General features: G+C 69.9%; 22 protein-coding genes and 2 pseudogenes. 11 read left to right on the plus strand and 13 right to left on the minus strand.

Features of this window, described 5'->3' with window-relative positions:
- Nucleotides 1–91: 91 nt before the first annotated feature.
- Both AQJ46_RS38160 and AQJ46_RS38165 read right to left on the minus strand, forming a co-directional pair.
- A complete protein-coding gene (locus AQJ46_RS38160) occupies nucleotides 92–502 on the minus strand; it encodes a DUF6069 family protein (RefSeq protein WP_059209918.1) in 411 nt (136 codons plus the stop codon).
- Nucleotides 499–1,110, minus strand: a complete 612-nt coding sequence (locus AQJ46_RS38165) for a TetR/AcrR family transcriptional regulator (protein WP_059209919.1) — start codon at nucleotides 1,108–1,110, stop codon at nucleotides 499–501. The genes AQJ46_RS38160 and AQJ46_RS38165 overlap by 4 nt, the downstream gene beginning before the upstream one ends.
- A 472-nt stretch (nucleotides 1,111–1,582) precedes the next feature.
- On the opposite strand from AQJ46_RS38165, the gene AQJ46_RS38170 reads away from it, so the two are divergent.
- Together AQJ46_RS38170 and AQJ46_RS38175 are read left to right on the plus strand one after the other, a co-directional pair.
- Entirely contained in the window at nucleotides 1,583–2,371 is a 789-nt protein-coding gene (locus AQJ46_RS38170) for an ArsR/SmtB family transcription factor (protein ID WP_059209920.1), read from the plus strand.
- Between the two features lie 58 nt (nucleotides 2,372–2,429).
- The gene (locus tag AQJ46_RS38175; protein WP_059209921.1) at nucleotides 2,430–2,939 is read left to right on the plus strand and encodes a hypothetical protein; all 510 of its coding nucleotides are present in this window, start codon (nucleotides 2,430–2,432) and stop codon (nucleotides 2,937–2,939) included.
- 496 nt (nucleotides 2,940–3,435) lie between these two features.
- Here the strand turns inward: AQJ46_RS38175 and AQJ46_RS52930 are convergent.
- A pseudogene (locus AQJ46_RS52930) lies at nucleotides 3,436–4,081 on the minus strand (MerR family transcriptional regulator); the annotation flags it as partial.
- Here AQJ46_RS52930 and AQJ46_RS38190 point away from each other — a divergent pair.
- Nucleotides 4,078–4,626: pseudogene (locus tag AQJ46_RS38190) on the plus strand (DUF3533 domain-containing protein); the annotation flags it as partial. The pseudogenes AQJ46_RS52930 and AQJ46_RS38190 overlap by 4 nt on opposite strands.
- A 169-nt stretch (nucleotides 4,627–4,795) precedes the next feature.
- Nucleotides 4,796–5,365 carry a TetR/AcrR family transcriptional regulator gene (locus tag AQJ46_RS38195; protein ID WP_059209924.1) on the plus strand — a complete coding sequence of 190 codons (570 nt, stop codon included), beginning with the start codon at nucleotides 4,796–4,798 and terminating at the stop codon, nucleotides 5,363–5,365.
- Between the two features lie 477 nt (nucleotides 5,366–5,842).
- Here AQJ46_RS38195 and AQJ46_RS38200 read toward each other — a convergent pair whose 3' ends face one another.
- Nucleotides 5,843–7,171 (minus strand): MFS transporter, encoded by a 1,329-nt coding sequence (locus tag AQJ46_RS38200; protein ID WP_059209925.1) that lies wholly within the window; start codon nucleotides 7,169–7,171, stop codon nucleotides 5,843–5,845.
- A gap of 334 nt (nucleotides 7,172–7,505) precedes the next feature.
- Between AQJ46_RS38200 and AQJ46_RS38205 the strand changes: the two genes are divergently transcribed.
- Together AQJ46_RS38205 and AQJ46_RS38210 are read left to right on the plus strand one after the other, a co-directional pair.
- Nucleotides 7,506–8,372, plus strand: coding sequence for an ABC transporter substrate-binding protein (locus tag AQJ46_RS38205; RefSeq protein ID WP_059209926.1), 867 nt, complete (start codon nucleotides 7,506–7,508; stop codon nucleotides 8,370–8,372).
- A gap of 113 nt (nucleotides 8,373–8,485) precedes the next feature.
- Nucleotides 8,486–9,292, plus strand: coding sequence for a GntR family transcriptional regulator (locus tag AQJ46_RS38210; RefSeq protein WP_079072594.1), 807 nt, complete (start codon nucleotides 8,486–8,488; stop codon nucleotides 9,290–9,292).
- 24 nt (nucleotides 9,293–9,316) lie between these two features.
- Here the strand turns inward: AQJ46_RS38210 and AQJ46_RS38215 are convergent, their stop codons facing one another.
- Nucleotides 9,317–10,426: an alcohol dehydrogenase catalytic domain-containing protein gene (locus tag AQJ46_RS38215; protein WP_059209927.1), complete on the minus strand. Its 1,110-nt coding sequence runs from the start codon at nucleotides 10,424–10,426 to the stop codon at nucleotides 9,317–9,319.
- Nucleotides 10,423–11,319, minus strand: coding sequence for a fumarylacetoacetate hydrolase family protein (locus tag AQJ46_RS38220; RefSeq protein ID WP_059209928.1), 897 nt, complete (start codon nucleotides 11,317–11,319; stop codon nucleotides 10,423–10,425). The genes AQJ46_RS38215 and AQJ46_RS38220 overlap by 4 nt, the downstream gene beginning before the upstream one ends.
- 198 nt (nucleotides 11,320–11,517) lie before the next feature.
- Here AQJ46_RS38220 and AQJ46_RS38225 point away from each other — a divergent pair, with 198 nt between their 5' ends.
- Entirely contained in the window at nucleotides 11,518–12,432 is a 915-nt protein-coding gene (locus AQJ46_RS38225; RefSeq protein ID WP_059209929.1) for a VOC family protein, read from the plus strand.
- 200 nt (nucleotides 12,433–12,632) lie between these two features.
- Nucleotides 12,633–13,304 (plus strand): class I SAM-dependent methyltransferase, encoded by a 672-nt coding sequence (locus AQJ46_RS38230; RefSeq protein WP_059209930.1) that lies wholly within the window; start codon nucleotides 12,633–12,635, stop codon nucleotides 13,302–13,304.
- An 80-nt stretch (nucleotides 13,305–13,384) separates the two neighbouring features.
- Here AQJ46_RS38230 and AQJ46_RS38235 read toward each other — a convergent pair whose 3' ends face one another.
- From AQJ46_RS38235 to AQJ46_RS38245, 3 genes are all read right to left on the minus strand, one after another.
- Complete coding sequence (locus AQJ46_RS38235; RefSeq protein WP_208617045.1) at nucleotides 13,385–14,212, minus strand: SAM-dependent methyltransferase; 828 nt, start codon at nucleotides 14,210–14,212, stop codon at nucleotides 13,385–13,387.
- Between the two features lie 143 nt (nucleotides 14,213–14,355).
- Entirely contained in the window at nucleotides 14,356–16,002 is a 1,647-nt protein-coding gene (locus AQJ46_RS38240) for a peptidoglycan-binding protein (protein ID WP_059209931.1), read from the minus strand.
- A 228-nt stretch (nucleotides 16,003–16,230) separates the two neighbouring features.
- Nucleotides 16,231–16,677: a peptidoglycan-binding domain-containing protein gene (locus AQJ46_RS38245; RefSeq protein WP_059209932.1), complete on the minus strand. Its 447-nt coding sequence runs from the start codon at nucleotides 16,675–16,677 to the stop codon at nucleotides 16,231–16,233.
- Nucleotides 16,678–16,952: 275 nt separating this feature from the next.
- Between AQJ46_RS38245 and AQJ46_RS38250 the strand changes: the two genes are divergently transcribed.
- Together AQJ46_RS38250 and AQJ46_RS38255 are read left to right on the plus strand one after the other, a co-directional pair.
- Nucleotides 16,953–17,783: a peptidoglycan-binding protein gene (locus AQJ46_RS38250; protein WP_059209933.1), complete on the plus strand. Its 831-nt coding sequence runs from the start codon at nucleotides 16,953–16,955 to the stop codon at nucleotides 17,781–17,783.
- A complete protein-coding gene (locus AQJ46_RS38255) occupies nucleotides 17,780–18,763 on the plus strand; it encodes a helix-turn-helix domain-containing protein (protein WP_063803882.1) in 984 nt (327 codons plus the stop codon). The genes AQJ46_RS38250 and AQJ46_RS38255 overlap by 4 nt, the downstream gene beginning before the upstream one ends.
- Nucleotides 18,764–18,786: 23 nt before the next feature.
- Here the strand turns inward: AQJ46_RS38255 and AQJ46_RS38260 are convergent, their stop codons facing one another.
- On the minus strand, nucleotides 18,787–20,160 hold the full coding sequence (locus AQJ46_RS38260; RefSeq protein WP_059209967.1) for an NAD(P)-binding domain-containing protein: 1,374 nt from the start codon (nucleotides 20,158–20,160) through the stop codon (nucleotides 18,787–18,789).
- A 166-nt stretch (nucleotides 20,161–20,326) separates the two neighbouring features.
- On the opposite strand from AQJ46_RS38260, the gene AQJ46_RS38265 reads away from it, so the two are divergent.
- Entirely contained in the window at nucleotides 20,327–20,704 is a 378-nt protein-coding gene (locus AQJ46_RS38265; RefSeq protein ID WP_059209934.1) for an ArsR/SmtB family transcription factor, read from the plus strand.
- 11 nt (nucleotides 20,705–20,715) lie between these two features.
- Here the strand turns inward: AQJ46_RS38265 and AQJ46_RS38270 are convergent, their stop codons facing one another.
- The 3 genes from AQJ46_RS38270 to AQJ46_RS38280 are packed head-to-tail and all read right to left on the minus strand — an operon-like array spanning nucleotide 20,716 to nucleotide 22,031.
- Nucleotides 20,716–20,901, minus strand: coding sequence for a hypothetical protein (locus AQJ46_RS38270; protein ID WP_059209935.1), 186 nt, complete (start codon nucleotides 20,899–20,901; stop codon nucleotides 20,716–20,718).
- Nucleotides 20,898–21,680 carry an aquaporin gene (locus tag AQJ46_RS38275; RefSeq protein WP_059209936.1) on the minus strand — a complete coding sequence of 261 codons (783 nt, stop codon included), beginning with the start codon at nucleotides 21,678–21,680 and terminating at the stop codon, nucleotides 20,898–20,900. The genes AQJ46_RS38270 and AQJ46_RS38275 overlap by 4 nt, the downstream gene beginning before the upstream one ends.
- Before the next feature lie 36 nt (nucleotides 21,681–21,716).
- Complete coding sequence (locus tag AQJ46_RS38280) at nucleotides 21,717–22,031, minus strand: ArsR/SmtB family transcription factor (RefSeq protein WP_057613523.1); 315 nt, start codon at nucleotides 22,029–22,031, stop codon at nucleotides 21,717–21,719.
- Nucleotides 22,032–22,103 lie beyond the last annotated feature (72 nt).

Raw genomic sequence — 22,103 nt, forward strand, 5'->3', positions numbered from 1 at the left:
CCACACGCCGTCGCCCACGGTCCACGCCGGGGTCTCACACCCTCCCGAACGGTTGTATTGGTGCTGTTCGCGGCGTACTTGGTGTTGGCAGTCACCCCTTAGCGGTATCGGATCGCACCCCGGGGGACCAGCCGCCCAGCCCCGGCACCAGCACCGCCGCCACTGCCAGGTGCATCAGAGCGAGGGAGACCCGGGTGCCGCTGTCCATGCCGTCGCCGAGGAACGGCAGGAAGGAAACGGCCAGTACGGCGCCGGCCACCCCGGTCCAGATGGCGCGGGCCCGCCGCGCCCCGAACCGCTCCAGGGCGGCCAGCAGTCCCCAGCCGGAGAGCGACGCGAGCAGTGCGAGCAAGCCCACAGGCACGGCGCCGATGTCGAGCGTCTGCTCGCCATCGGTGATCCGCAGCCGGTGCCCCAGCAGTGGGTCCGCGACCAGCCACACCAGGACGGGGGCCAGGACGGCCAGGGCCGCCGCCGCCAGGCGCCTTCTCCTCACGCTCACTTGGCGCCCTCGGAGAGCGCCCCGTGCAGGAAGACCTCCGCCAGCTCCTGTGGGGTGAGGTCGGGCTCGTCGTCCGTACGCGGCTGGGTGAAGAGCAGCCCGAAGAACAGGGCCGCGATCTGCTCGGGCGGCCGGCGCAGGGCGGCCTTGTCTGGCTCCAGCAGATCCGCGAGTGCCGCGCGGAGACGGGTCGTCGACTCGGTGCGGCCCGCGCCGCGCACCGTACCGGGGTGCTTGCCGCCACCATGCCCCAGCGAGCCCGCGATCGCGCCCATCCTGGCCAGGTGCGCCTGCAGCGCCTCGGCCGCCTCCGCGAGCCGGTCGGGGAGCGGCTGGGACAGGTCGATCGCGTCGAGCTCACGGATCGCGTGCTCGGGGGAGAGCGCCTCCGCCATGCAGGCCCGCAGCAGCTCGTCCTTGTCGGCGAAGACCCGGAAGATCGTTCCCTCGCCGATGCCTGCGGCGCGGGCGATCTTCGCGGTCGTCACCGCGGCGCCGAATTCGGCGATCAGCGGGATCGCGGTCTGGATGATCATCGAGCGCCGCTGCTCCGGCGACATGGCGGGGGCGCGGCGGCGGGTGGTCTGGTTCTCCTTGGGTGCTGTCATGACTGCGAGGTTACGGAGTGAGTGCTCACTCCGTCAATGAGTGAGCACTCACTCCGCGCGATTTTTGGACTGCTGGACGATCGCGGACCGGCGCCCTGTCGCATGATTGCCGGGCCGTGCGTGCCGCCTTCTCCGTGTTCGAGAGGGCCATGCGCCCCACACCGAACACCCGCTGCCGCAGGAACACGGCGAGGCCATGTTCGGCAGTGGCGATCCTGCGCAGCAGGTCGAGCGCGGCGTCCCGGGGTGAGGCGAACTGCCGGGCCGCCGGCAGTGGGAGGCCGGTCACCTCGGCGCCTGCCGAGGCCGGCTCGGTGAGCGTGGATTTGCCAAGGGGGGGCGCCGTGGATCGGGTGCGGCCCCGGCCGTCCGCGCACATCGCTGCGCTCGGCTCGCGCGGCCGGCCTCGCCCCTTGACGATAGGCAGGTGAATACCTGCATAATGTGGAGTGTGAGCCTCGAACCAACAGCGATGGACTCGGTGTTCAAGGCGCTGGCCGACCCCACCCGGCGGCTCCTGCTCGACCGGCTACGCGCGCACAACGGGCAGACTCTGCGCGAACTGTGCGAGCGACTCGGCATGGCGCGCCAGTCGGCGACGCAGCACCTGGACATCCTTGTGCGGGCCAACCTCGTCACCGTGGTACGGCGTGGCCGGGAGCGGCTGCACTACCTCAATCCGGCCCCGATCCACGAGATGGAGGAACGCTGGATCTCCGGCTTCGACAGACCCCGCCTGCAAGCGATCAGCGCCATCAAGCACCAGGCAGAGGAGTACGCCATGACCAACGCACCCACACCGGTGTCGGACTACGTATACGTCACCTACATCCGCGCCAGTGCGGAGCAGGTGTGGCAAGCCCTGACCGACGCCGACCTGACGGCGCGCTACTGGGGGCACGCCAACGTCTCCGACTGGCAGCCGGGCTCGGCCTGGGAACACCGGCGAGCCGACGGGTCAGGCAAGATCGACGTGGTGGGCCGTGTCCTGGAGACCGAGCCCCCGACCCGGCTGGTCATCACTTTTGACGACGCCCCCGAGGCGGAATCGCCGAGAGAGCCGTCGGTCGTCACCTTTCTCGTCGAACCGCATCAGGACATCGTCCGCCTCACCGTGACCCACGAGAACCTCCCCAACCAGGAGATGCTGGGCGGCATCTCGGCCGGCTGGCCGGCCGTGCTGGCGAACCTCAAGTCGATGCTGGAGACCGGCGAGGTCCTGCCGCAGGCGCCCTGGGAGATGTCCCCCGCCCACACGTGAGCCGCGACTCCCCGCCCGCTTGTCCATCCCGCATACGCCCGCACAGAGAGGTGCAGACATGCTGGACACCGCCCCACTCCAGGACGCCTACCGCGCACTGCTCGACGCAGCCGCCACCGTGGCCAACGCCGACGACCCCAAACCCGCCCCGCCGGACGGCGAGTGGAACGCCGACCAGATCCTGGCGCACGTCTCTCTCATCAGCGCCGCCACCATCGCCGCCGTCGCAGGTATCGCAGCGGGCGCCAACACGACGTACGACAACCGGATCGCCCTCGACACCTGGACCATCGAGCAAACCATCGCGCACGCCGGCGGCAACGCCGGGCTCAGGGACCGCATCGGCGGCCAGGCAGCCGCCCTGTGCGCACTCGCCGGAGGCGCGGCGCTCAGCGACGCCGAGCTCAGTACCCCAGCGCCCGCACGGCTCCTGTCCAACGACACCCTCCTGGTCGATCAGCCCATGGCGCTGCGCGACATCGTCACTGGCCTGGCGGAGGCAGAACTGCCCGGCCACACGAAACAGCTCCTCGCCCTCCTCCCTGACCGGGCCGAGGCCACGCGGTGACCAGGTCACCGCGATCCTGACTTCGGCTCGTCAGGGAGCTGTTCGGGTAACTTGCCGATACGGATGGCCCGTTGGCTGTAGTCCGTGGTGGGACTACGTCTACGTGTGGGCGGACGGCGTGCACCCAGAGGTCCGCCGCCCCGAGGACTCCGCCGCCTGAGCAGCCTTACCGAAGAGATCTCAGGCACCCCTGCGCTGTACGTGCAGATGACCCTCGCGGGGGAAATACGGCGGCGCCGCACCGGCTCGACCGTTGACAACGAGGGCGATGCGAGGCGACGCGCTGGAGCGTCTGGAACTCCTGCACCAGGTCGACAGCCCGGCCTCGTGCCGCGTGGCGCACAAGAGCGGGTACGGCCTCGACACATGCGGGATCCCGGATCACGTCGACGAGGGCAGCAACGTCCTCCCCGCACCAGGGACGAAGGACGAGGGTCGTTCACTTGCCGATCGTATGCGGCAGTGCTCCGCCCCCACGCCGACGAGCCCCGGCCCACTACCGCTCCACTCGGACGCGCACGGCCTCGATGGACCAGTTGAACAGCGGCACCAGGCTCTCCGGAGCAGGCCCGTTGATCACTGCGAGCAACTCGAGGTACCGATCCCGGCGCGGGTCGCCCACACTCTCCCACCGGGCCAGCAGCAGGCGGCGCAGCTCGGTTTCGTCGGGGCGGCCAAGGGTGTGTGCATTGTGAGCCGCAAGCGCCGCAACGATCGGATCAGCTTGGTGCGAGGCCGGGGCGATGCCCGCCGTCAGGGCGGGGGCGACCCGGTCACGGACGATTGCACCGAGGTCGCGGTGCGGGCCCGTGGTGTCGCCTTGCGCCTGTTCGGCCGCGTGGTCCTCGGCCAACCGCCTTACGCCGGCGCGGAAATCCGGGTCTGTGGCCAGTTCGGCCCACTCCACCCACGCCCGGAGCTGCTCCGCCTGGGGGCTGTCGGGCATCGGTGTCGGGACTGTCGAAGGCTGCATCGAGGAAGTCCCCGATCAGACGTCGGCGCTCATCCTCGGAGAGCTGGGCCGGCTTGTGCATGAGATCCGTCTCTTCGGCAGTGAGCCCGCGCTCGGCCACAGCCGTCAGCACCGCATGCCGCAGGCTCAGGACGCGGATCTGCACGGCCAGGGCTTCGGCGTGCGTTGCGCCTGCACCGCCCGCTGATCCGGGCCACGCGGGTGCAGACCCTCGCCGTCGCCGGCACCCTCATGGCCGGTCTGTCCCTCCTGATGGGCACGCTGGTCATGGCGGGAGCAGTGGGTCTCATGGGCATGGACGCCTCACACCTGCCGCTGCTGTGGCTGTACTCGGTGTGCGCCATCGCCGTCACCGGGATCGGCGCCCTCACCTTCCTCGCCGTGTTCGGTACGCCGGGCATGCTGGTGGTCACTCTGGTCTTCATCGGAATGGCGGTGCCGACGGCCAACGCCACCACGCCGCTTCAGACGCTGCCCGGCTTCTACCGCTTCCTGGCGGAGTTCGAGCCGCTGCGGCAGATCACCGGCGGCATCCGCTCGATCCTCCACTACGACGCCCAGGCCGACGCCGGTCTGACCCGGGGCTGGGTGATGATGGCCGTCGGCCTCGCGGCGGCCGCCCTCTTCGGCTTCGGTGTGACCGGCTGGTACGACCGCAAGGGACTGCACCGCATCCCGGTCGGGACGGAGCCCGAGAAGACCGCGGCCCCGGCCTGGCGGAACCGGCGCGTACGACGCGTCACGGCTCGGCGAGGGCCTCTTCTTCGCGGCCGCGCCGAGCCTCTGAGTGCCCTTAGGCATCCACACAGCGCCGGTCGCCTGCCCGACACTCTCTGGAAACCGATCGGTTTCTATTTCGTCCGATGCGAGTTAACCTCGCGGTATGACCACCAAAGTGAAGCCAAGTCCCAGAGAGCGGCTGCTGGAGGCAGCGGCCACGCTTACCTACCGAGACGGTGTCGGCATCGGCGTCGAGGCGCTGTGCAAGGCGGCGGGGGTGTCCAAGCGCTCCATGTACCAGCTGTTCGAGAGCAAGGACGAACTGCTGGCCGCAAGCCTGGAGGAGCGCGCCGCTGACTTCGTGGCCTCGCTCCTGCCGTCGGCGGACGATGGCCGCTCACCTCGCGAGCGGATCCTACACGTCTTCGAGCGAGTGGAGTCGCAGGCGGGTCTCCCCGAGTTCCGGGGCTGCCGGTACCTGGCTGTGCAGATCGAGCTCAAGAATCAGGCCCACCCCGCGAGCCAGGTGGCTCACCGGATCAAAGCTGACCTGACCGGCTTTTTCCGCTCCGAGGCCGAACAGGGCGGTGCGAGCGACCCCGACCTGCTGGCCCGCCAGCTCATCATGATCTTCGATGGCGCCAGCGCCCGTGCGGGAATCCAGGCCGACAACCTGACCGGGCTCATCGCACCCACGGTGACGACCCTGCTCGACACAGCAGGCGTCCGCTGACGCGCCCCGTCCTCGAGCGGACCCGGTGACCGAAGCGCGCGTGCGGTTCGATGCCCGTCTCCGGCGGCCGGCGCAGCACCTGCGGTTGCCGTAGGCAAAGAGGCTCGTGCTCTCCTGGAGGTCGACACCCGGCGACACGTGCACGGTCTCCCGCAGCCTCATCCAGCCGTCCCGGGTCGGCTCGCCCGTCTGGTCATCGCCCTCTGCCTTGGCGGCCGCGACGACGGCGTGCCCCGGCGTCAGGACCGTATCGGGGCGCCGAGATCAAGCCGGACGCACGCGTCCGCCACGGCGCAACGCACGTACGCGTCCGCGCGCTTGCCACTTTCCGCCCCCGCGCTGCGAGACCGGCGTACGTGATGCCGACGGTCTCGAGTAGGGCGGCAGCAGGGCCTCGTCCGAGGCCCTGCCCGCATGCGCGGTCCTATCGGTGGCGAGGGTGAGGCGGCCGAACGGCCGTCACGCCAGGTGCGTTTCTCACGTCTGCCCCGCGAGCGGACGAGCGGTTCCTCCCACACCCCCGTAGCCGGCGGCCGTTTGCGGTGTGCGGGGAACCAGCCCGACCAGCAGGGCGCCGAGGACGCCGGGTACGGCGAGTGCGTAGAAGTTCCACTGGAACGCCAGCCCGGCTCCGATGATGAGCCCGAGCAGCGGCGGGGCGAGCATCGAACCGAGGCGGCCGAACCCCAGGGTCCAGCCCATCGCCGTGGCGCCCACACGTGCCGGGTAGTGCTTGGAGACATAGGCGAGGACGAACGACTGCGTGCCCATCGCCCCGACGCCACCCAGTGCGACGGCCGCGTACAGCACCGTCGTGGGCAGCCGCAGGCTGAGCAGTATGACGGCCACGCTGGACACGAGGTAGGTGGTGGTGATGATCGGTTTGGAGCCGAACCGGTCGGCCGCCAGAGAGATGATGAGCGTGCCGATGACGGCTCCGATGTTGAACACGAGGAGGAATCCGAGCGAGGAGCCCGCGGAGTAGCCGGCTCGGTGCATGATCTCCGGGAGCCAGGTGTTGAAGCCGTAGATCATGAACAGGCACAGGCACGTCATCACCAGGAAGCACACCGTCGCCACGACGTAGCTGCGCGAGAAGAGGGCGCGTACCGGCGACATGCTGCCCGAGTCGGTAGCGGACGGGGTCTGCTCCGGCGCCGGGACGCCTTGCTGCGCGTCGGGCGAGGTGATGCTCCAGCGGTCGGCGATCCTGTCCGCCTCGGCGTGCCGCCCCTTCGCCCGGAGGAACGTGATCGACTCCGGCAGAGACCTGATGGCCAGGGGCAGGACGAGGAGAAGCGGGAGGAGACCTACGAGGAACATCACCTGCCAGCCGAACCGGGGCAGCGCGAAGATTCCGGTGAGGGCGGCGATGATGCCGCCCAGGGGGAAGCCGCTGAAGAGGGTCGCGAAGACCAGGTTGCGCGTCTTGGGGTGCGAGTACTCACCCACGAGCGCGCTCGCGGTCGGCAGTACGCCGCCGAGGCCGAGGCCGGCGAGGAAGCGGAAGAGGCCGAACACCTCCGGAGAGGTGGCCGTCGCACACAGGCCTGTCATCACCGAGAACCAGATCAGGCAGCCGATCAGCATCCTGCGCCGGCCCAGGGTGTCGGTGAGCGTGCCGACGGTCGTGGCTCCGATGAGCATCCCGACCAGGGCGATTGAACCGATCAGACCGGCACCGGCGGGAGTGAGGTGCCACCCGGGTTCGTGGAGCAGGGACGGAATCACCGCGCCGTAGACGACGACGTCGTACCCGTCGGCTGTGACGGTGATCCCGCAGATCGCGAGTACCAGCAGTGTCACGGGGGGCCAGGTGGCATGGCCACGACTTCCTCTGCGGCTGTCTTCGTGCATGACGGTTCCTCTCACATGGCTCTGCTGATTCGGTGAGGGTTCTCTCGCTCGGGTGGGGCGCCTCGATGTACGGGAGACATCGTGTGGGCTCGCCTCGCACCGCTAAGTGTGCACACTGTCACGGGCCTGTAAAGGGTGGAGTGCAAGAAACAGTTCTGTAAGTCCGGTTTGATGTAGCACTGTGACCTAAGGTGTATGCACATCTGGGACTTCTGCTGCATGATGGTGAAGACGGGGCTGCCGGGCTGCCGGGCGATCTCCACTGACTCGAAGGAGCGGTCTCATGCAAGGCTCAGAAGGCTCTGTCACGCGACGGCTGACCGTGGGGATCTTCCCCGGTGCGGGTGCTGTCCATCTCTACAACGCCCTCGACTCCGGGTACTTCCTGAAAGCGGGACTGGAGGTGAACCTCGTCCAAGTCGCCTCCTCCGACCAGCAGATGGCGGGCTGGAACGACGGCGACTACGACCTCATGCACACCTCTCCCGACCACCTCCTGCGCGGACTGCTGAAGCGGGACCCCGTGGCCGTCCAGGCCGAGGGCATGGGCGAACTCGCCGTGCATCGACGTCCCGGCTCCCCGGCGGCGACGGATCGATGGGCAGTCGACAACGCGCAGAGCGCCTTCGCGTTCGTCCTGCGGGCCGTACTCGCCGACGTCGCCGGCGCGCCGGTCACCGACGGCCAACTCGTGCCGGTGGGCGGCACCTTGCAGAGGTTCCAGGCACTGCCGACGGGCACTGTCGACGGGACCACCCTCCATCCGCCCTTCGACGTCCTCGCCGCGGAGAAGGGATATCCGCGCCTCGGCGGCCACCTCCAGGTGGTACCCGACATCCTCACCGGTGTGGTGGTGGCGCCGCGCACCGATGCCGCCACCCGCCACATCCGCGCCTACCTGGACGTCTGCCGCCGGAGCACGACAGAGCTTCTGACCTCGGGGGCGTCGGGCATCGAAGCGGCGCTGGTACGGCACGGCCTGTCGGAGAGTGCCGCCCGGGCCGCGGCACCCGGTCTCCTCGGGCCCGCGGGACTGTCCACCTCGCCCGACGTGACTCTGCGCCGCCTCCAGGCGGTGGCCGACCTGCGCCGTCGCTTCACTCCTGCCTGGCAGCCCTCCTGCCCGCTCCAGTCGCTCATGTTCCGGTAGTGGATACAGTGCGCCCTCATTCCGGAGCGGTCGACATGGGATCGAACCGGCAGGGACTTCTCCCTGCCGGTTTCGGCGTACGGCAGCTGCATACACCTGGGTAGAATCCGGGTATGAGCAGGAGGAGGGGCGAGGCCCCTGAGGAACCACGGTCGGCGGCCGAAGGCAGCGACGCACGGCAGGTCACGTTCGAACCGACGGCAGGGACACCCGGGTCGGCCCCAGGCGGACGCCGACTGGCCCTTGACGTTCACGGACGCCTGCGGGAGATGATCCTCAGCGGTGCACTGCCGCCGGGGTCCGCGCTGCTCCAGGCCGAGATGGCGCGGAAGCTGGGCGTCAGCCGCACTCCGATGCGCGAGGCGTTCCGGCTTCTTCAGGAAGAAGGGCTCATCGACGCACAGCCCGATCAGCGGGCGAGGGTGCGGACCGTGGACCCCGAGGACCTGGACGGGGTCTACGGGGCTCGCATCATGCTCGAATCGCTCGCTGTGAGTGTGACGGCCAAGTCGCTCGCGCCCGGCGATCTGGAGCGCATGAGCGAAGCACTGAAGCACATGCAGGAACTGTCGGTCGACGACCGTCCGGACGACTGGCACGCGGCACACAAGGAATTCCACCGCATCGCCACGCAGTCGGTGGCACCGCATCTGCAGCGGATGCTCGTCTCGCTCGGCGAGCACAGCGAGCGCTACATCCGACTGGCGCAACTGGGCATACACAACTCATGGGCCCGGGCGCACTCGGAGCACGAGGCGCTGCTGGAGGCGCTGCGTCGGAGCGACAAGGACGAAGCGGTACGCGTGATCTCCCGTCATCTCGCGCGCACCGCTCTGAACGTGCTGGCGGACATCGCCCCGGAGTACGAACCGGCGGCCACGCGCACCGCGCTGGGGATCGCGGGCAACGGTCAGGCCTGAGGTCCGGTCCGCGGCCGGGGGTCCTTACGCGTCCCAGTCCCCGGGGCCCAGGGTGAGTGCCACCCGCCCGAGGTTGCTGTCGTCCTCCATGTAGCGGTGCGCGTCGGCAGCGCGGGCGATGGGGAACGTACGGTCGACGACTGCGCGGAATCCGTGCTCGACCTCGGTCCACAGTGCGTTGACCGCGGCGGCGTTTCCGGTGCGTACTCCGATGATGCGGTGGCAGGCGGAGTAGAGGCGCCGCAGATCGACCTGAACCTTGCCGCCGAGGAACGCACCCGAGGTGACCACGGTGCCGCCGTGGGCCAGGGTGTCGAGGGTGGCGTCCCAGATCGCCGGGTCACCGAGGTTGTCCACGGCGATGTCCACCCCGTGACCGCCGGTGGCCTCGCGTACGCGGTTCACGAAGTCCGGGTCGTTGGCGTTGAGCACGAGCTCGGCGCCCGCCGCGGCCAGAGCCTCGCGCTTCTCCGCCGAGCGCGAGGTGGCGATGATCCTCGCGCCGAGATGCTGGGCGTAGACGGCGGTGGTGGAGCCGAGGGCGGAGGCGGCGCCCTGGACAAGTACCCACTGTCCGGGGCGCAGCCCCGCCTGGGTCAGCTGGTTGGCGGCCACCGCGCCCACGAGCGCCAGGGATGCCGCCATCGAGGCGGGGATGTCCTGCGGGACCCGGTGGACGTTGCGCGCGGGCACCGCACAGTACTGGGCGTACGCACCGGGGCGGTGGGTGCCTATCACCTCCAGGTCGGGGCAGGCCTCCTCGCGGCCCTCCACACAGAAGGCGCAGCTGCCGCAGGCGACTGCGGGAAATACTGCCACGCGCTCCCCGACCCGCACGGAGTCCACACCGTCTCCCAGGGCGGCGACGACGCCCGCATGGTCGGCGCCCAGCACGTGGGGCGGCTGGATCTTGGCGTACGGGTGGTTGCCCGCGCGGGCCGTGAGGTCGAGCAGTCGGCCGATGCCGACCGCGGCGACCTGGACGAGGACCTCGCCCGGGCGGGGCCGGGGCGCGTCGATTGTGGCCCGCTCCAGGACCTCGGGTGGTCCGAACCGGTGGAACACCATGGCCCGCATCGTCTCGGGCACGGGCAGCAGGTCCGGCCAGCCCAGTTCAGTAGCCGTACTGTTCATGACGCCACCACCGGGTTCTCCAGGCGACCGATCCGCTCGATCTCTACGACGACCTCGTCGCCGGCGGTCAGGAACTCCCCGCGCGCCGCGCCGACGCCGGCCGGCGTGCCGGTGAGGATGACGTCCCCGGGCTCGAGTCGGGTGAGGCGGCTGGCCGCTGCGACCACTTCCTGTATCGGTACCATCATCTGCGCCGTCGAGGAGTCCTGCTTCACCACACCGTTGACGCTCAACCGGATCCGCAGGTTCTGAGGGTCGGGGACCAGCCAGGCGGGCACGACTCCCGGGCCGAGCGGGCAGAAGCCGTCCTGGCCCTTGTGGCCGACCCAGTCGTAGGTGAACGGTTTGCCCACCGGCTTGGGGGCGGTGAGCCGGTCTCTGGCAGAGATGTCGTTCGCCGCCAGGTAGCCGGCCACATGATCGAGGGCCTGCTCGGGCGTGAGATTGCGGCCGCTGCGGCCGATGACGACGGCGAGTTCGGCCTCCCAGTCGACGCGCGCGCCTGGGTAGGACGGCAGCGGCACAGGGTCTCCCGGTCCGGTCACGGTCGTCGTGGGCGGCTTGAGGAAGAAGAACGGCTCACCCAGCTCGTCAGGGGGCTCGACGCCCATCTCGGCACAGTGGTCCCAGTAGTTGGCGCCGGCGCAGAGCACCTTGCCCGGGTAGGTGAGCGGGGGAGCGAGTCGTGCCTCGGCGATGACGTCCGAAGCCGCCGGAGTCCATTCCCGTAGGAGCGGGACGAGTGAGTCCCATCGGCCCAGCACCTCCATCAGAGACAGACCTTCCGTCCCGGGTGGCCCCGGTACGACGCTCCCCCCGACGCTCACACCGACGGAGAGCTTCTCCGAGTCGTCGACCCGGTACTGCACCAGTGACCATTCAGGACGTTTCATGGGTTCCTCCAACACGCGGCTCTCTGAGGGCAGCAGAACCATAGTGCATACACATTGGTCCACGGAAGGGGTGGGCTACCGGCCAAGGGGTGCAAAATGTCCGCTCCGCCACTAGACGCAGCGCTCGAAGGGTGTACACACTTATCCAGGTGTGGTGCGTGAGGGACGCGGATCCACCGGAACCATGAGGAGTACAGAATGTTGCGTGTCAAAGGCCTCCTGCACTACGGACTCCAAGTGCCCTCGCTGGATACGGGCGCGAGCTTCTACAACGCGTTCGGACTGGAGACGGTGGAACGCGGCGACGCGGTCGTGATCCGTTGCGACGGCCGGGAGCAGGACCAGACGGTGCTCATGGAAGGGCCGGTCAAGCGGCTCCACCACGTGGCCTTCGCGGTCGAACCGGGCTCCCTGCCGGAGTGGCAGCGCCACATCGAGGGCATGGGGCTGAAGCTGCTGGATGCGCCGGCCCAGGTGCCCGGCGGCCTGTGGCTGCGGGATCACGAGGGCAACCTGATCAACCTCCGTGACGAGGGAATCGCGCCCTGGCGCGAGTTCGGCACCACGGACGCGCAGGATGCCAACGTCGGAGACCGCGTCCGGAGGGTCGATCAGGCTCGCTGGCTGAACGCGAGGGAGGAGACCCGCCCCCAGCGCCTGGGGCACATGCTGATCTTCAGTACCGATGTGGGCGCCTCCGAAGCCTTTTACGCGCGCATGCTCGGGCTGCGCCTGTCGGACCGCATCATCGGCGGACCGGTCTTCATGAATGCGGGGCCCGGCGACCACCACGTGTTCGGTTTCGTCCCGGCGTCACACCCCGGCCTGCACCACTCCAGCTGGATGGTGTCCGACATCGACCAGATCGCCCGGGGCGCGCAGAACATGGCCTCCGTGGGCTACGCGAAGGGCTGGGGCCTGGGCCGCCACACCCTCGGTTCGAACCTGTTCCACTACATCCAGGACCCCTGGGGCAGCTGGATCGAGTACTCCAGCGACATGGACTGCATCACCGAGAACTGGCAGGCGAACGACTGGGACTGCCCGGAAGCCATCTGGAGTCCCCAGGTGCCGGCCGACTTCATCACCAACCAGGAGGAAAAGCCCGCCTGATCGTCTTCCCCCCGAACGGCCCCTGCCGACGGCTCGCCCCATGGTGGCCCCAGGAGAGCCGTGCCGTTTGCCGGTCTCGCAACTTTGTGTGCGCATCGGCACGAGTCCGAGCACCATCGACCACGCGTCCCGCACACCGGTCAGGGATGGATGATCAGCGGGCGACGCGGCACAGCATCACGAGCAACGGGAGGCATCCGGTGTCAGGTCACCACGAGCACGGCCGAAGCGGCGAGCACGACGAGCAGGCGGCCGCCGCGATGTTCGAGCCGGTGGGTTGGGACGAGCGGTACGCGGGGCAGGAGCGGTTCTGGAGCGGCGAGCCCAATCCGCAGCTCGTCGCCACCGCCGGTGAGCTCACCCCTGGCATGGCTCTGGACGTCGGATGCGGCGAGGGCGGGGACGTTGTGTGGCTGGCCGACCAGGGCTGGCGCGTGACCGGCGCCGATTTCTCGGCCGAGGGCCTGGCCCGCGCCGCCCGCCACGCCGAGCAGGCCGGCGTGGCCGACCATGTCGACTGGTGGCGGGTGGACGCCCGGACCTTCGATGCCGGCGACCGCTCGTACGACCTGGTCACGAGCCACTATCTGCACGCCCCCGACGGCGGCATGGTCGAGGTGACCCGCCGGCTCGCCACCGCCGTCGCCCCGGGCGGGTTGCTCCTGGTGGTCGGCCACGCACCGTCCCACGAGTTCACGCAGCTCTCCGAGAGCCACCGCAAGGCGATGTTCCTGGCCGCGGAACTCCTCCCCGGTCTCCCGGACGACTTCGAGCCCGTCGTCGTGGAGCAGCGCACCCGCACGCTCAAGCGGGACAGTGGGCCGGTCGAGGCCGAGGACTCGGTCCTGTTGGCCCGCCGGGCGGAGCGTTGAACACCCGCTGAGACCTTGCGGCGAGGCGCCCGTTTCGTGGTCCGCCACCAGGGCCGTAGCGAGGGCGTCGACCGGGATCGTCAGGGTTTGCGGGCGAGGGCGGCGGCGATGAGGTGCTCCCAGACCGTGAGTTGCCGTTCCCCGCTGTCGTTCCAGGGGGTGTCGGTCTGGTCGGGGCGCCAGAGGGGAGCGGGGACGATACCCGGGTCGAGGATCTCCAGACCGTCGAGGAGAGAGGCGATCTCCTCATCGGTGCGCCAGCGGCCGCGGCCGAACGTCTGCTGGAGGACCTTCTCGGCCTCCCGCGTCTCCGGGTTGTTGCCGGAGCGGAAGTGGCTGATGAAGAAGTAGCTCCCGGACGGCACATTGTCGCGCCAGTAGCGGACGATACCGGCCGGGTCCTCGTCGTCGTTCACGTGGTGGAGGATCGCGCTGAAGATGACGGCGACGGGACGAGTGAAGTCGATCAAGTCGAGGGTGTCGGGGTGGGTGCGGATGCCTTCGGGGTTGCGTACATCCACCGCGACGACCCGGGTCCGCTCGTCCTTCTCCAGCAGCGCCCTACCGTGGACAAGGACTTGAGGGTCGATGTCGACGTAGACGACCCGTGCCTCGGGTTCGTGCCGTTGCGCGACCTGGTGGACGTTGTCGGCGGTCGGCAGGCCACTGCCCAGATCGACGAACTGCCGGATGCCGGTGGTTTTCACGATCTCCCCGACCGCGCGGGTCAGGGCTGTGCGGTTGGCGAAGGCGATGGCCACCGAGCCGGGAAGGTCGCGTTTGAACACGTCGCCGATCTCTCTGTCCACGGCGTAGTTGTCCTTGCCGCCCAGCAGATAGTCGTACACGCGGGCGATGCTGGGCTTGGACGGGTCGATGGAGGAGCCTTCGTACGTCATGACGGCCATTTTCCCCACAACGCCGCCCGGTGACCATGGTTTTGGGATGCCTGGCCCTTGCGCAGGCTGCACGCTGTGCCGATCTGGAACTCGGCTGATATCCCCCGGTGCCGGAGTCCTGGGAAGGCCGCCGAGGACTCCGGCAGTTCGGCTCAGCGGACCCGGATGAAGACCACGTCGTAACTGCTGTTCGTGGCACGGGATTTGACGTAGACGCCGTCGCTGCCGCCGTTGGGGTTGCTCGTGTTGCCCTCGACGGTGGTGAAGGACGACCCTCCGGACACCGTGCGCACGATACCTATGTGCTCGTTGCCGCCGGTGAAGTCGCTTCCGCCGTCCCAGTCGAAGGCCACGATGTCACCCGGCTGCGGGTTGGTGGTCACCGACAGGTGGTAGTTGCCGGCCCGCGCCTGCTTGACCCAGCCCGAGACGTAGGAGTTGCGGTAGGAGCTGGCTCCGGTCTGCTTGGCCACCCAGCTCACGAAGGTCGCGCACCAGGCGTAGTTGCTGGTGGACAGCGACAGTCCCACGGACGAGCCGTAGCTGTTCGCGCGGGCGCTGCCCTCGACCGTGCCCACCTCGGCCGCCGCCACGTCGAGGATCTTGGCGTATCCGCCGCCGGGCGGGGGCGACGACGGTGGGGTGACCGCACCGTACAGGGCGGCCTTCGTGTTCGGCCCCACATGGCCGTCGACCGAGAGGCCCTTCTCGGCCTGGAAGTCCCTGACGGCGCTGTCGGTGAGCGGACCGAAGTCGCCGTCGACGGCGAGATCGGCACCATGGTGGTTGAGCAGGCTCTGCAACTCGGTGACACAGCCGCTGCGCTGGCCCTGCACGACCTCGTTCGGGCAGGAGGCGGAGTTCAGGTTGATCGGCGCGGGCGCGCCGTTGCCGCCGCCACCGCCGATGTTGGAGTACAGGGCGGCCTTGGTGTTCGGGCCGACCTGGCCGTCGGCGGTGAGGCCGCTCGCGGACTGGAACGCCTTCACGGCTGCCAGGGTCTGCGGTCCGAAGCTGCCGTCGACCGCGAGGCTCTGTCCCTTGCCGTTCAGCAGGGACTGGAGCGTGGCGACGCAACCGCCGCTCTGCCCCTCCACGATGTTCTCCGGGCAGGACGCCGACCTCAGGTCCAGGCCCGTCGACGGTGACTCGTCGGTGTCGTACAGCGCGCGCTTGGTGTTGGTGCCGACCTGGCCGTCGGCCGTGAGACCGTGGGCGGACTGGAAGCTGCGGACGGCGCTCGCGGTCCCTGCGCCGAAGTCGCCGTCCACGTCGAGCGCGTATCCGTGGTGGATGAGCAGCCGCTGGAGTTCGGTGACGCAACCGCCCTTGGCGCCCTGCACGATGTTCGCGGGGCACGAGGAGGAGTTGAGGTTGACGGGGGCGGGCGCCGAGCCGCCGGTCGCGTACAGCTTGCTCTTGGTCGTGGGGCCCACCCGCCCGTCCACCGCGATCGCGGTGGCGGCCTGGTACTCACGGACCGCGTAGAGCGTGGCCGACCCGAACTGACCGTCCACCACCAGACCGGCGCCGTGCGCGTTGAGCAGGTTCTGCAACTCGGTGACACAGCCGCTCGCCTGGCCCTGCACTATCTCGTTGGGGCAGGACGCGGAGGTCAGCTTGATCGGGGCGGGAGCCGCGGAGGCGGGGCCGGCGCCGAGCACGATGCCGGCCGAGACCATGGCCGCCGTGGCGGCGAAGGTTCCGACGCGGATCCGCCAGCCCGGCCGGGTGCGGTGCGGGGCCCGATGCGGTGGGTTTTCGTCTTCGGTGTGAACGAGGAATGCGGGTCTTCCCATGGCGGCGCGGTTCTCCTTCTCGAGACGAGCGTGGGGCGTGGGAGGGAGGGACGCCGAGGAACCGGGACGCTCGGCCGTCGCTGTTCCCAGGGGTTCGGAACCGGCTCGGACGGGGGAGCGGGCACGCGCATCCGCGGCCCGTCCTTGCGGGGCAAGGACGGGCCGCGGCCGGTCACTCGACGATCGGCCCGGACGGGCAGGTCGTAGCGGTCGGGCGGGTCGTACCGGTCAGGCGGCGAATCGCTTGAACGCCGCCCGAGTGCCCGAACCAGCGATGCCGTCGATGGCGCCCGTGTAGCCGTAGGAGTCCTTCAGCAGACGCTGCAGCGCCTTGATGGTGTTGGGGCCCGGGTCGCCGTCGATGTCATCCGTGTAGCCCCAGTACGTGGCGAGGCAGCGCTGGAAGGCCTTCCAGCTGTTGGTGCCCAGCTGGCCGTCGATGGCGCCCGTGTAGCCCCAGTGGTCCGCGAGGAAGTCCTGGACGTTCTTGGCCTCGGCCGCGGTCAGACCGAAGTTCTGCGTCGCGGCCACGGCGGCGGGCTGGGTGACCGCCGTCGTCTGCGCGGTGCTCGTGGTCGCCGCGAAGCTGGTGCCCGCGGTCGCCACACTGCCGGCGGCGAGTCCGACGACGGCGATGACACCGGCGATGGTCCTGCCCAGAGCGTTCGGTCGCATGTGTTCCTCTTTCGTTTGTGGGGTGGTCACCTGGCACGCCGAGCGGGCCAGGTGGCGGGACCAAGGTGCCTGGCGCTCGGGCACGGCGGCCACGGCTGCGGCCCAAGTGGCGGTCTTACGGGACGACCACCCCGCTGACCTGCTGCGACAGCGCATGCTGGGACGGTGATGTGGGACAGCTGTGACAGATGTGGCGTGCTCATGCAGAATGCGCAGGAGCGGAGGGGGCCGCTGTTCACGCACACGACCATGCTGATGACCGCTTTGGGGGAAACATGCCGCGCTCCAGGACGCTGCCCGCGGAACTGGACCCCAGCGCACGGCAGTTGGTGGCTCGCTTACGCCTGCTGAAGGACCACAGCGAGCTGACGATGCGACAGCTCGCGGTCAAGACCGGCTACAGCGCCAAGTCGTGGGAGCGCTACCTGGGAGGCACGTCGCTGCCCCCGCGGGAGGCGGTGGAGGCACTGGCCGGGATCACCGGCACCGACCCCGTCCCCCTGCTCGCGCTGCACGAGATCGCCATCGACTCCCGGGACGACCGCCGCGCGAGGCCTGCCGCACAGCGGCAGAACGAGCAGCGCGAGCGGGAAGGGGAGCAATCGACCAGTACGACGACCCCGCATCCCGGACCACCGGCCGCAGCGACCGCACGCATGCCACCCCGTGCCACCGGACCGGCCCCCGGTCGCTTCCCGCACCTCGCTCTCACAGCAGGCATCGCCGCCCTGGTCGTAGCCCTTTCGGCGGCGCTGCTGCTCATGGTGCGTCTTGACGACGAAGCCGGCCGGGCAGCCGTCACCGCTTCGCCCCGCGCGACTGTGACCTCCCCGCCGCCTTCCTACACATGCCGCATCTCACGGCTCGACGGCCGCTGGTCGGCGGGCATCAACAAGGGCCGCGACACCGAGATCGTCTACGGCGCCACCGGCGCCGACGTCGCCGAGGCGCAGTGCCTGCTGCGCCGGGCAGGCATCTCACCCGGCGGGATCGACGGCATGTTCGGCCCGCTGACGCTGCGGGCGGTCAAGACGTTCCAGGAGCGCGCGGGCCTCACCGTCGACGGCATGCTGGGGCCGCGCTCGTGGAAGGCGTTGCGCGGATGACAATCGGCGCACCCTCACCACCGGGCGCGCGACTGGCCGCCGTACTCCAGCGGTTGCGGCAGCGCACCGGACTGAGTCTCGCGCAGCTCGCGAACGCGACCACCTACAGCAAGTCGTCCTGGGAGCGCTACCTCAACGGCAAGGGTCTGCCACCGCGCAGCGCGGTCAAAGAGCTGTGCCGTCTCGCCGGCGAACCCGCCGACCATCCGCTGGCACTTCTGGACATCGCCCGCACGGACCGGACGGAGGACACCGGGCCGACACGGGGGGCACCGGTTCGACAGCGCACGGACATCGGAACGGACACACCGCACCCGGGTTTCGCCACTGTCCCACCCGACACCGCCACCGGCGGGACGGCTCCGAGCGACGCCGACCACATGCGCACCAGCCGAACCGGCCACCGCCGCGTGAACATCGTCACCGCCCTCGTGTCGATCTGTGCCGTCGCCCTCGGGGCGCTCGTCCTCACCCACCTTCCTCCCACGCACCGCGAGGAGGTGCCACCGTCGCCCACGCCCGCCGCCGCCACCGGGCCGCTCTGTCGGCACACGGCCTGTCAGGACAAGGACCCGATTGCGACGCGATGCGCTGCCGAGCCGCTGACCCTGGCCGAACACGAGACCGCCACCGGTGCCTTTGTCCAGATCCGCTACAGCCAGGAGTGCGGGACGAGTTGGGCCCGGATGTGGGGCGCCGTCGTGAAGGACCGTGTCGAGATGCGGGTGGGGGGCCGGCACGGTTCCCTCCACAGCGCTCAGGTCACCACCCGCAGGGAGGCGGACACCTACGTCCACACCCTCATGAGCGTGGCCGGCCCCGGAACGCCTGTGCAAGCGTGCTTCAGCCCTGCGGTCGGCGGCGAAGAGGAATGCTTCAAGGTCCTGGGCCGGGCAGGGTCACCGTCTGCGGACGCTCTGGGGCCGGCCGGGCCCGTGGAGGGCCTAGCAGTAGGTGGAGGAGTCCGCGGGGCGCGGTGAACGTCCTTGCCCGGACGGGGAGTTCAGCAGCCGCCGGAGGAGGCCGGGGCGCCGGTGCCGATCTGGAGGGTGGCGGGGGCCGCGCAGCAGCCGCCGCCTTCACCGTCCTGTGCGGTCTCGGGGGCGTCGAAGAGGCCCGCTCCGCCGCAGACGCCGGTCTCCGGGAGGGTCAGCTCGACGCGTTCGGCGGCCTCTTGGTCTCCGGCGAGGGCGGCGGCGATGGAGCGGACCTGCTCGTAGCCGGTCATTGCGAGGAACGTAGGGGCGCGGCCGTAGGACTTCATGCCCACCAGGTAGACGTCCTTCTCCGGGTGGGAGAGCTCGTTGACGCCGTGCGGGTAGACGGTGCCGCACGAGTGCTGGTTGGGGTCGATGAGCGGGGCCAGCGCGGTCGGGGCCTGCAGGCGGTCATCGAGGCCGAGGCGCACCTCGGAAAGGAAGGAGAGGTCGGGGCGGAGGCCGGTGAGGACGATGACCTCGTCGACCGGGTTCAGGCGGCGACCGTCCTCGCCGACGAGCACCAGGCGGCCGTCGGCGTCGCGCTCGATGGCGTCGGTGCGGAAGCCGGTGACCGCATCCGCGTAGCCGTTGTCGACGGCCGCCTTCGCCGCGAGGCCGAGGGCGCCGCGGGCGGGCAACTGATCGGCTTCGCCACCGCCGAACGTGGAGCCGGAGATGCCGCGGCGCAGGATCCACACGGCCTTCGTGCCGGTGCCGTCGTCGGACGTGGCGAGGTCGGCGAGGTACGCGAGGGCGGTGAAGGCGGAGGCGCCGGAGCCGATGACCGCGGTGTGCTTGCCCGCGTAACGGGCGCGGACGGCCGGGTCCTCGAGGTCCGGCACGCGGTAGGTGATCCGGTCGGACGCGGTCTTCTCACCGAGGGCCGGTAGGCCGCTGGCGCCGGCCGGGCCGGGGCTGGTCCAGGTGCCGGAGGCGTCGATCACCGCGCGGGCGAACAGCCGCTCCTCACGGCCGTCCGCATGGGCGACGTGGACGACGAACGGCTGGGCATCGCGGTCGGCGTCCACGATCCGGTCCCGGCCCGCGCGGGAGACGCCGGTGACGGTGGCACCGAAGCGAACCTGATCGCCGAGGACGTCGGCGAGCGGCTGGAGGTACTGCTCGGCCCAGTCCCCGCCCGAGGGATAGGTGGCAGCGTCCGGCTTCACCCAGCCGGTGGGGGCCAACAGCTTCTCGGCGGCGGGGTCGATGACCTCGCCCCAGGTGGAGAACAGCCGCACGTGCGCCCACTCGCGCACCGCCGCTGCGGCGACCGGGCCGGCCTCCAGGACCAGCGGGGTGATGCCGCGGTCGACCAGGTGGGCGGCGGCAGCGAGTCCGGCGGGACCGGCCCCGACCACGACGACGGGCAGCTCGGTGGTGGCAGGCGCGTTCACGGTCGACTCCTCGGTGTTTCGACGTTCATCGATGGCTTGTGCGGCCAGCATGGCACCTGATTCGATGAGCGTCAACATAGACATTTATCGAATCCGTGGGTCCATGCCCGAGGCTGACCATGCCCGGCCCTCACCCGCTTGGTTCGATGTGTGTCAACATAGACGTATGTCGAATGCCAAGGTGCTGCCGCTGATCGAGCCCGCTGATGGCCAGGCCGTGGCGCCGTGCTGCCCGCCGCTGACCGAGCGACCGTTCAGCGCGGAGGAGGCCGAGGTGGCCGCGCGGATGTTCAAGGCGCTCGGCGACCCGGTGCGGTTGCGGCTGTTCTCCGCGGTCGCCTCACACGAGGGCGGCGAGGCGTGCGTCTGCGACATCTCTGATGTCGGCGTCTCCCAGCCGACCGTCTCCCACCACCTGAAGAAGCTCAAGGAGGCCGGGCTGCTCACCTCCGAGAGGCGCGGGACCTGGGTCTACTACCGGGTCGAGCCGTCCGTGCTGGCCGCGATGGGGCAGCTGCTGACCAACGCGTCGGCTGTGGCCTGACCAAGCACTGTTCACGGACCGTCGCTGGACCTGGGTGGTGAGCAGGCCGCCGGACGGTAGGTCAGGTTGACCACGACGACCGCCACGTCGCCGAGGCGGCCAACGACGAAGTCGGGACCGAGGCGGAGCAGGTGGTAGCCGGCCGTGAGCCCGGCCTGGCCGCCGCGGATCACCACCACCGGCGTCCCCGTGGTCACTCGGCCGATCGTCCGCGCATGAAGATGACGGCCACCAGCGCCAGCCCGACCGCACCACCCACGAATTGCATGCCGATGAAGCCCAGGAGTGAACCTGGCGCGATGCCCGCGAAGGTGTCGGTGAAGGCGCGGCCGATGGTCACCGCCGGGTTGGCGAAGGAGGTCGAGGAGGTGAACCAGTAGGCGGCGCCGATGTAGGAGGCGACGGCCACGGGCGCATACCGCAGTTGGTCGGTGCGGGCCAGGCCGAAGATGAGCAGGATCAGGCCGGCTGTGGCGACCACCTCGCCCAGCAGCACGTGTCCCGTCGACCGGTCGTGCGTGGACCACTCCACCAGCGGTTTGCCGAACATCGCGTCCGCCAGGATGGCGCCCGCGATCGCGCCGACGATCTGCGCGGGTACGTATGCCGCGGCCTCGCGCAGGGTGACCCCGGTGCCCCCGCGTCGCGCCGTCCAGCACTCGGCCAAGGTGACGACCGGGTTGAAGTGCGCGCCGGAGACCGGACCGAGGAGAAGGATCAGGATGCCGAGGCCGAAGACAGTGGCCGTGGAGTTGGCCAGCAGTTGCAGGCCGACGTCCTTGGTCAGTTCGGTGGCCTGGATGCCGGAGCCGACAACGACCGCCACCAGCAGTGCTGTGCCTATGAGTTCGGCGATGGCGCGGGCGACAAGGGGGTTACGCGGCGGGGTGGCTCCCGGCGCGGGCTGCGGCTCGACGCCGGGGGCTGTGGCGGACTCCCCGGTTCTGTCGTGCTCGGCGGCCTCGGTGGCGGTCAACAGGACTCCTTGGTGCAGGTCGCCGGCGCGGCGGGATCAGGGGCAGGACCGCTTGACGTTGTTCTCGGCGGTGGCGCGGGCGGTCTCCGCGAGGTCGGCGAACTGACCGGCGAGGGTGGCGATGACGTCGGGCTTGAGCCGGTAGTAGGTGAACCGGCCGCACGGCTCTGTCTCCACGACCCCGGCGTCGCGCAGCACCTTCAGATGGTTGGAGAGGTTGGTCTGTCTGGCCCCCGTCTCCTCGATCAGGTGCGTGCTGCAGAGCGTCTCCTCGGCGAGCAGGGTGACGATCCGGAGGCGGAGCGGGTCCGCCAGGACCCGCAACAGATCAGTGTCGACTGACGTCAGCATGCGCTGATACTCTCACATCAGTGGTGACTGACACCATCGGGCGCTGATGTGTCCCTGCCCCTCTGTCGCCTG

Source organism: Streptomyces canus, assembly GCF_001514145.1.
Taxonomy (GTDB): domain Bacteria; phylum Actinomycetota; class Actinomycetes; order Streptomycetales; family Streptomycetaceae; genus Streptomyces; species Streptomyces canus.

Coding starts and splice junctions, on each gene's coding strand:
- AQJ46_RS38175 (WP_059209921.1), top strand. CDS start 2,430: ATGCTGGACACCGCCCCACTCCAGGACGCCTACCGCGCACTGCTCGAC.
- AQJ46_RS38255 (WP_063803882.1), top strand. CDS start 17,780: ATGACAATCGGCGCACCCTCACCACCGGGCGCGCGACTGGCCGCCGTA.
- AQJ46_RS38280 (WP_057613523.1), bottom strand. CDS start 22,031: ATGCTGACGTCAGTCGACACTGATCTGTTGCGGGTCCTGGCGGACCCG.
- AQJ46_RS38170 (WP_059209920.1), top strand. CDS start 1,583: ATGGACTCGGTGTTCAAGGCGCTGGCCGACCCCACCCGGCGGCTCCTG.
- AQJ46_RS38235 (WP_208617045.1), bottom strand. CDS start 14,212: ATGGCCGTCATGACGTACGAAGGCTCCTCCATCGACCCGTCCAAGCCC.
- AQJ46_RS38210 (WP_079072594.1), top strand. CDS start 8,486: ATGAGCAGGAGGAGGGGCGAGGCCCCTGAGGAACCACGGTCGGCGGCC.
- AQJ46_RS38205 (WP_059209926.1), top strand. CDS start 7,506: ATGCAAGGCTCAGAAGGCTCTGTCACGCGACGGCTGACCGTGGGGATC.
- AQJ46_RS38195 (WP_059209924.1), top strand. CDS start 4,796: ATGACCACCAAAGTGAAGCCAAGTCCCAGAGAGCGGCTGCTGGAGGCA.
- AQJ46_RS38245 (WP_059209932.1), bottom strand. CDS start 16,677: ATGCGACCGAACGCTCTGGGCAGGACCATCGCCGGTGTCATCGCCGTC.
- AQJ46_RS38220 (WP_059209928.1), bottom strand. CDS start 11,319: ATGAAACGTCCTGAATGGTCACTGGTGCAGTACCGGGTCGACGACTCG.
- AQJ46_RS38240 (WP_059209931.1), bottom strand. CDS start 16,002: ATGGGAAGACCCGCATTCCTCGTTCACACCGAAGACGAAAACCCACCG.
- AQJ46_RS38265 (WP_059209934.1), top strand. CDS start 20,327: ATGTCGAATGCCAAGGTGCTGCCGCTGATCGAGCCCGCTGATGGCCAG.
- AQJ46_RS38215 (WP_059209927.1), bottom strand. CDS start 10,426: ATGAACAGTACGGCTACTGAACTGGGCTGGCCGGACCTGCTGCCCGTG.
- AQJ46_RS38165 (WP_059209919.1), bottom strand. CDS start 1,110: ATGACAGCACCCAAGGAGAACCAGACCACCCGCCGCCGCGCCCCCGCC.
- AQJ46_RS38225 (WP_059209929.1), top strand. CDS start 11,518: ATGTTGCGTGTCAAAGGCCTCCTGCACTACGGACTCCAAGTGCCCTCG.
- AQJ46_RS38250 (WP_059209933.1), top strand. CDS start 16,953: ATGCCGCGCTCCAGGACGCTGCCCGCGGAACTGGACCCCAGCGCACGG.